The organism is Mesorhizobium sp. M2A.F.Ca.ET.039.01.1.1 (genome assembly GCF_003998035.1).
GTDB lineage: Bacteria > Pseudomonadota > Alphaproteobacteria > Rhizobiales > Rhizobiaceae > Mesorhizobium.
Map to the genome: position 1 here is coordinate 1 of NZ_RZRY01000305.1, position 7313 is coordinate 7313.

Here is a 7313-nt window from a genome sequence, read left to right on the forward strand (position 1 = left end):
GGCCTGGTGCATCGATCAGCGCCAGGATCGCGGCGGCGACGTCGGTCGAGGTCACGTAATCGCCGACGGGTTCGAGGCTGTTTGGCCTGATCGTTTCGCCTGCAAGGGCCATATGCGCGACGCGGTTCGGAACATGGCGAAAGTTGCGGCTCTCGGTGGCGCGGTCCATCGGGCCGTAGACGGAAGCAAGCCGCACAGACACCGCCGAGAGGCCGAACAGGTCGGCATAGCGGTTGGTGACCATCTCGGAGGCGAATTTCGAGATGCCGTAAAGCGTCAGCGGCGCGACATAGCCGTCTTCCGGCAGCGGTTCCCCGCTCCAGTCGGGGCCGTTGTGGCGGTAGACGGAACCGGAGCTGACATAGATGAAGCGCTTCAGGTCGGGATTCGTGCGCGCCCAGTCCAGCATGCGCACGGTGCCCATGAGATTGACATCGACGATGCGGGCCGGGTCCTCGGCCTCCGGCTGGCGTTTTGCTTCCGAGGCGCTGCCGCGCGAGATCGGCGTGATCGTCGCGCCGTGGACGATCGCCGTGATGCCTTGCTTGTCGAGCGTCGCTGACCAGGCTTTCGGGTCAAGGATGTCGGCGGAAATCACCGTCAGCCGATCGCGTACCGGCGCGAAATGCTGTTCGGCGGCCGCGTCGAGGCCGGATCGGTCGAGGATTACGGCCTTGGCTTTGGGATCGCGATCCAGCCAGGCGCGCGCGACCACGCTCATGACGAAGCCGGTGCCGCCGGTGACGAGCAAGGTCATGGGAACTCCTTTGAAAATACGGGTTCAGCGCGTCGCATAGCCGCCGTCCACGAGCATGTCGGATCCGGTGACGAAGGATGCGTCGGAGGAAAGCAGGAAGGCCGCCGCCGCGGCGATCTCGTCGGGCTCGGCGATGCGGCCGAGCAGATGGGCAGGGCCGAGGCCGACATTGGCGGCTTCGAAGTCGGCAAACCGGCGCAGCAGGCGGGTCGTCGCCACGGCACCCGGCGACAGGCTGTTGACGCGGATCTTGTCGGGCGCGTGGTCGACGGCCATCGCCTTGGCGAGATGGATCAGCCCGGCCTTGGCGGCGCAATAGGCGACCGCCCTGGTGGTGGCGACGCGCCCGAATTGCGAGCCGATGAAGACGACCGAGCCGCCGCCGCTGGCCGCGATCAGCGGCACGGCGAACTTGCTCATCAGGAAGGCGCCGGTCAGGCCGACATCGATCTCGTGCCGCCAGGCGCTTTCGTCGAGATCGACGACGGTGGCGCTGGTCGAAGGCGCCGCGGCGTTGTGCACCAGCCCGTCGAGCCGGCCGAATTTTTTCGCGGCAAAGTCGACGGCCGATCTGGCGGAGTCGATGTTCGTTACATCGCACTGGCAAGCGAGCGCGGAAGGCCCGAGCACTTCGGTAAGTTTTGTCGCCGGCTCCAGATCATAGTCGGCGCAGACGACCTTTGCGCCTTCGGCAACACAGCGCCGGGCAATTGCCGCGCCGATGCCGCTGGCAGCGCCGGCGATCAGGATGACATTGTCTTGCAGGCGGTTCTTGACTGGATCCGTCATCAGACCTGCTCCTCTATGGCCTGCATGGTCGCCATGGTGACTGGACGGCGCAACAGATTGTAGCAGGCGGCGAGCGTCACCAGCACGGCGCCGCCGCCGAGCAGCAGGAACATCGCCGGCGCGCCCATATGCTGCATCAGGCCGGCGGAAATGCCGGGCGTCGCGACATTGCCGATCGAATAGAGCAGGAGCAGCGTGCCGGAAGCGCCGACCATGTGCCGGCTGTGCAATTGCGAGGCGCCGAACGCCATCGCCACGGGATATACGGTGAGCGCCGTGCAGCCATAGACGAAGAACAGGACGAAGAGCAGCGGCACCGAAGAGTTGCCGAGCCAAGCGATCGCGGCGCAGAGCGTTACCGATAGGATGCCTTGTACAAGCAATATGATGCGCCGTTCGAACCGGTCCGACAGCCAGCCGACGGGGGTTTGCGCCAACATGCCAGCGATGCTGATGGTTGTGACCAGCCCGACCGTCGTCGCCGCCGACAGGCCGATCTGGGTGCCGTAGATCGGCGTCAGCACGAAGATGTTCATGTTGGTGATGCCGCCCTGGAAGATGGCCACGACCGTCACCGGCGCCAGCCGGAACAGCGCCAGCGGGCCAAGCCGCTTGACCGGTCTCGCTGAACCCGCATGCCCCGGATCGGTTGCAGGCAGCGCCGGCCAACGTCCGCCAACGAATTTGGAGACCAGCGCCAGAAGCACCGTTACGGCCGCGACCGGAAAAAGATGCGGCGATTGCGGGCCGACCAAGCCGACAAGGAACTGCCCGAGCAGCACCGCGATCGCCGTCGTCAGCATGTAGAGCGAGAACAAGGCGCCGCGATTGTGCTGCTCGGCGTAGAGGTTGATCCAGCTTTCGCAGACGACGAAGAGCGACGCCATCGCCATGCCACCGAGCAGGCGGAAACAGATCCAGCTCGGCAGGAAATCGGTGAACACGAAGCCGGACGCCGCCAGCAGCGCCAGCACCAGGATCACCACAAAAGTGCGCTCATGGCCGTATTGCGCGACCGCCGGGCGGGTGACCAGGCATCCGACGAGGAAGCCCACGGGATACGCGGTCAGCACGATCTGCACGACCTGAGGAGAAATGCCGGGCTTGCCGAGATGCAGCGACACGGCGGTGGTCAACATGGCGCTGCCGATGCAGGCCAGGCAGACGCCGACCATGATCGGCAGCATGGCGCGGGAGCGCTCTGCATTGTGCCAAAGCCTCATCGCGGATTGAGCGATCGACCTCATGGATGCGGCTGCGGCGGCTCCCCTGGCGTGACCGTTGACCGACGGCAGCCCGAGCAGAAGCTACACTTTGCCGTGGTTGCCACAAACGAAGATTGACGCGGCTATGGCTTAAATTTTTTTGGCCATCGCTGTGAAGGAAAGCGGCATCTCGGCTTTGCTGCGGGCTTTACAGTGGTTTTGCACCCTCCTTACCATAGGCAAAGGCCAGAATCCGAGAAACAGCGGAAGGGAACGATATGACGATCGAACGCCTGGAGAACGGACAGCGCTTCTGCCGGGTGCTGCGCTACAACGGCACCGTCTATGTGGCTGGCCTGACGGCGGATGATCTGTCCGGCGATACCACAAGCCAGACCAAGCAGATTCTCGCCAAGATCGATGCGCTTCTGGCCAAGGCCGGCAGTGACAAGTCGAAGCTCTTGAGCGCGCAGATTTGGCTCTGCGACATTGCCGATTTCGAGTTGATGAATGCCGCCTGGGACGCCTGGATCGACAGGAGCGCCATGCCGGTGCGCGCCACAGTGGAAGCGCGGCTTGCCGGCGACCAATACCGCGTCGAGATCATGGTGACGGCGGCCGTCGGCTGAGCGGACCGGTGAGGGTGCGCCAATGCATGAGCTGGTGATCAAAGGTGGGCGCGTGGCGCTCGACGATGGCTGGGCCGAGTGCGACATCGGCGTTGACGACGGCCGCATCGCCGCGATTGACAAGGGCCTATCCGGCCAGAAGTCGATCGACGCCGGCGGCCGCTGGGTGATGCCCGGCGGCATCGATACGCATTGCCATCTCGACCAGCCCGTCTGGGGCGGCGCCGGCAATGCCGACGATTTCGAGTCGGGCACGATCTCCGCGGCGTTCGGCGGCACCACCTGCATCGTGCCATTCGGCATGCCCGGACAGGACATGACGACGATCGGCGCCATCGACCGCGCGCTGGAGCGCGCGGCGGGACGCGCCGTGATCGACTACGGGCTGCATGCCGTGGTGACCATGGGCACCGGCGCCGATGTCGAGGCGCAGCTTGAGGCGCTTGCCGGGCGCGGCATCGCCTCGGTCAAGCTGTTCATGACCTATCAGGGTTTCGCCGTCGACGACGATTTGTTCTTCAAGGTTCTCGATACGGCGCGGCGGCTGGGCTGGATCGTCATGGTCCATGCCGAGAACGACGCCGCGATCCGCCGCACGCGACAGCGGCTCATCGATCTCGGCCGCACCGATATCCGCTACCATGTCGTCGCCCACAGCGAGACGATGGAGCGCGAGGCGACGCACCGCGCTTTGGCCTTCGCCGAGATGACCGGCGCGCGCATGACCATCGTGCACGTGTCGTCCTGGCAGTCGGCGGAAGAGGTGGCACGGGCGAAGGCGCGTGGTGTCGACGCGATCGCCGAGACCTGTCCGCAATATCTGTTCCTCGGGGCCGCCGATCTCGATCGCCCGGCGGTCGACGCGGCGCGCTTCGTCTTCTCACCGCCGCCGCGCTCGCCGCGCAGCCATGAGCATCTGTGGCGCGCACTGATCGAGGGCGGCATCGATCTCTGGTCGTCGGACCATTCCCCCTATTACTTCGCCGACAAGATCGGCCGCTCCGAGACGCCAGGCTTCACCACGACGCTGAGCGGCATCCCTGGCATCGAAACACGCTTGCCGCTGCTATTTTCCGAAGGGCTGCTCACCGGCCGGCTGACACTCGAACGCTATCTGGATCTCACCTCGCGCAATGCCGCCTCGATCTACGGTTTCGCCAATCGCAAGGGCCGCATCGCGATCGGGGTCGATGCGGATCTGGCGCTGTGGGATCCAACCATGCGCTGGACGCTCGGGCACGAGGCGCTGCATTCGCGCGTCGATTTCACGCCCTATGAGGGCAGGAGCGTTACCGGCAAGCCGACCACCGTTCTGGTGCGCGGCGTGCCGGTGGTCGCTGACGGCGAATTGCAGGCCGAGCCAGGGTTCGGACGTTTCGTGGCACGCAACGCCGCAGATCCCGAGCTCTCGGGAAAACCAGTCGAGGATTGGACGCCATGGCTCGATGCCTGACCATCGCCGTTTGCCAGACCGGACCGATCCAGCGCAGCGCCACGCGCGCCGAGACGGTCGGGCGCCTGGTACATCTGCTTGAAAAGGCCGCTTCCGCCGGCGCCGAGATCGCGGTGTTTCCCGAAATGGCGCTGACCACTTTCTTCCCGCGCTGGCGCATCGACGACCAGGCCGAAATCGACGCTTTCTTCGAAGCCTCGATGCCGGGGCCGGAAACGCAGCGACTCTACGATGCCGCCGCGCGCCTGAAGGTCGGTTTCGCGCTGGGTTATTGCGAGCTGACGCAGGAAGAGGACCGCACGCGCCATTTCAACACCATGGATCTTGTCGGGCCGGACGGCGCCTTCATCGGCCGCTATCGCAAGATGCACGTGCCGGGGTCGAGCGAGCCGGAAGCGGGCACGACCACGCATCTCGAACGGCGTTACTTTGAACCCGGCAATCTCGGCTTCCCGGTCTATGACTTTCGCGGTGTTCGCGTCGGCCTCGCCATTTGCAACGATCGCCGCTGGCCGGAGACCTATCGCATGCTGTGCCTCAACGGCGCCGAGGTGGCACTGCTCGGCTACAACACGCCGCTCCTGCTCGACGAGGCGCCGGCGCTGGCACATCTACGCATGTTCCACAATCACCTGCCGATGCAGGCCGGCGCCTATCAGAACACGCTCTGGATCGGCGCCGCCGCCAAGGCCGGGCTGGAAGACGGCCAGGCACTGATCGGCGGCTCCTGCATCATCGCGCCGACCGGCGAGATTGCCGCGCAGGCGATGTCGCTCGACGACGAAGTCATCGTTCACCGCGCCGATCTCGACCTCATCGAGACGTGTCGCAAAGTGAACTTCAACTTCGCGCTCTATCGCCGCCCCGACCAGTACAAACGCATCGCGGATCCGGTCTGAGACAGCGATGGGCCTGATCAAGACCAGTTGCAGCCAGGCACCGCTCGCGGCCGACCCACTGTCGCTTGGCGAGATCGTCGAGAACGGTCTTTGCATCGGCTGCGGCCTCTGCCGGTCGATGGCCGGGCGCGACATCGAGATGGTGATGACACCGGAAGGGCGCGAGCGGCCGGTGGCACGAAAGGCATTGGACAAGCCGACATTGGCGAAGATCAACGCGGTTTGCCCAGGAACACGCATCGCCGGTCCGCCACCCGCGCAGATGAATGACGCCACGTTGACGGACACGGTCTGGGGACCGGTCGAGCGGCTCGTGCTCGGTTCCGCCGGCGATCCCACGGTCCGGTTTATTGGCTCCGGCGGTGGGACACTGACGGCGCTTGGCCAATTCCTGCTCAGCTCGGGACGCGTAAAATTCGTGCTGCATGTCGCGGCGTCGCGCTCCATGCCGATGCGCACGGAACGCAAGCTGAGCTTCGACGGCGCTTCGGTGCTCGACGGCGCCGGCTCGCGCTACGGGCCGGCGGCCACGCTGGTGGATTTCAACGACATCCTCGATCGCGGCGAGCCGTTCGCGCTGATCGCCAAGCCTTGCGACATCACCGCCGTGCGCAACCTGGCGCGGCTCGATCCGCGCGTTGACGAGCACATGCGCTATGCGCTCGCCTTCGTCTGCGGCGGCGCCTCGGACCTCACCAAGTCGGAACAGGTGCTGCAGCGTTTTGGCCTCGGCGAGGACGAGCTGGCCCTATTCCGCTACCGGGGTCATGGCAATCCCGGCCCGAACCGCATCGAAACCAAGGACGGCCACGCTTTCGAGATCAGCTACCGGCAGCTCTGGGAAGACGAGGACAAATGGATGATCCAGCCGCGCTGCAAGATCTGTCCCGATGCGATCGGCCAGGTGGCGGATATCGCGGTGTCGGATGCCTGGCTGAACGGCGGACCAGCCGTCGAGGATGAACCGCTCAACGGCATCATAGTTCGGACAAAGCGCGGGCTGGAGCTGTTCGACGCGGCCGTCGAGGCTGGCGCGCTGGAGATCAAGCGCGAGAGCAACATTGCCGAGATCAGCGAATTGCAGTCGCATCAGGTGCGCAAGCGGCGCGCCGTCTGGGCGCGGCTGAAGGGCATGGCAATCGCCGGCAAGCCGGTGCCTTTTGTCAGCGACCTCGCATTGCGGGATTGCGCCGCGCAGAATTCGCCTGCCGAGAATCTGGCCGAGGGGCGGGGCGCCCGCGATCGCGCCCGACGCGGCCGTCTGGGCGAGCCGCCTGCCGTGGCGCGCGCAACAGTTTAGGGGGGATCGATGAGCGAGCAGACCGAAGTCATCATCATCGGCGGCGGCATGACCGGGGCCGGCGCCGCGTACGAGATTTCGCGCGACAGGAAGGTCGTGCTGTTCGAGCGGGAGAGCCATTGCGGTTACCACACCACGGGGCGTTCGGCGGCTAGCTTCACCGAGAATTACGGCAACGGCGTCATCCGCCGCATCGTGCTCGCCAGCCGGGCGTTTCTCACCGAGCCGCCTGCCGGCTTCTGCGATTATCCGCTGCTCAGCAAGCGCGGCATGATCACAGT

General features: G+C 65.4%; 8 protein-coding genes. 5 read left to right on the forward strand and 3 right to left on the reverse strand.

What is annotated here, in order from left to right; translation table 11 throughout:
• From EOA24_RS21610 to EOA24_RS21620, 3 genes are all read right to left on the reverse strand, one after another.
• Positions 1–757 (reverse strand): NAD-dependent epimerase/dehydratase family protein (locus EOA24_RS21610; protein WP_133374565.1); only part of this gene is annotated, 757 nt, incomplete at its 3' end.
• A 24-nt stretch (positions 758–781) separates the two neighbouring features.
• Positions 782–1546, reverse strand: a complete 765-nt coding sequence (locus EOA24_RS21615) for an SDR family oxidoreductase (protein ID WP_126082254.1) — start codon at positions 1544–1546, stop codon at positions 782–784.
• Entirely contained in the window at positions 1546–2793 is a 1248-nt protein-coding gene (locus tag EOA24_RS21620; protein WP_126082255.1) for an MFS transporter, read from the reverse strand. The genes EOA24_RS21615 and EOA24_RS21620 overlap by 1 nt, the downstream gene beginning before the upstream one ends.
• Before the next feature lie 236 nt (positions 2794–3029).
• Here EOA24_RS21620 and EOA24_RS21625 point away from each other — a divergent pair, with 236 nt between their 5' ends.
• From EOA24_RS21625 to EOA24_RS21645, 5 genes are all read left to right on the forward strand, one after another.
• Entirely contained in the window at positions 3030–3380 is a 351-nt protein-coding gene (locus EOA24_RS21625; RefSeq protein ID WP_126082256.1) for a RidA family protein, read from the forward strand.
• 22 nt (positions 3381–3402) lie between these two features.
• A complete protein-coding gene (hydA, locus tag EOA24_RS21630; protein WP_127410049.1) occupies positions 3403–4833 on the forward strand; it encodes a dihydropyrimidinase in 1431 nt (476 codons plus the stop codon).
• A complete protein-coding gene (locus EOA24_RS21635) occupies positions 4818–5732 on the forward strand; it encodes a nitrilase-related carbon-nitrogen hydrolase (RefSeq protein ID WP_126082258.1) in 915 nt (304 codons plus the stop codon). Before hydA ends, EOA24_RS21635 begins: the two co-directional genes overlap by 16 nt.
• A gap of 7 nt (positions 5733–5739) precedes the next feature.
• Entirely contained in the window at positions 5740–7032 is a 1293-nt protein-coding gene (locus EOA24_RS21640) for a Coenzyme F420 hydrogenase/dehydrogenase, beta subunit C-terminal domain (RefSeq protein ID WP_126082259.1), read from the forward strand.
• A 9-nt stretch (positions 7033–7041) separates the two neighbouring features.
• A partial coding sequence (locus EOA24_RS21645) for an FAD-dependent oxidoreductase (protein ID WP_133374566.1) occupies positions 7042–7313 on the forward strand: 272 nt, incomplete at its 3' end.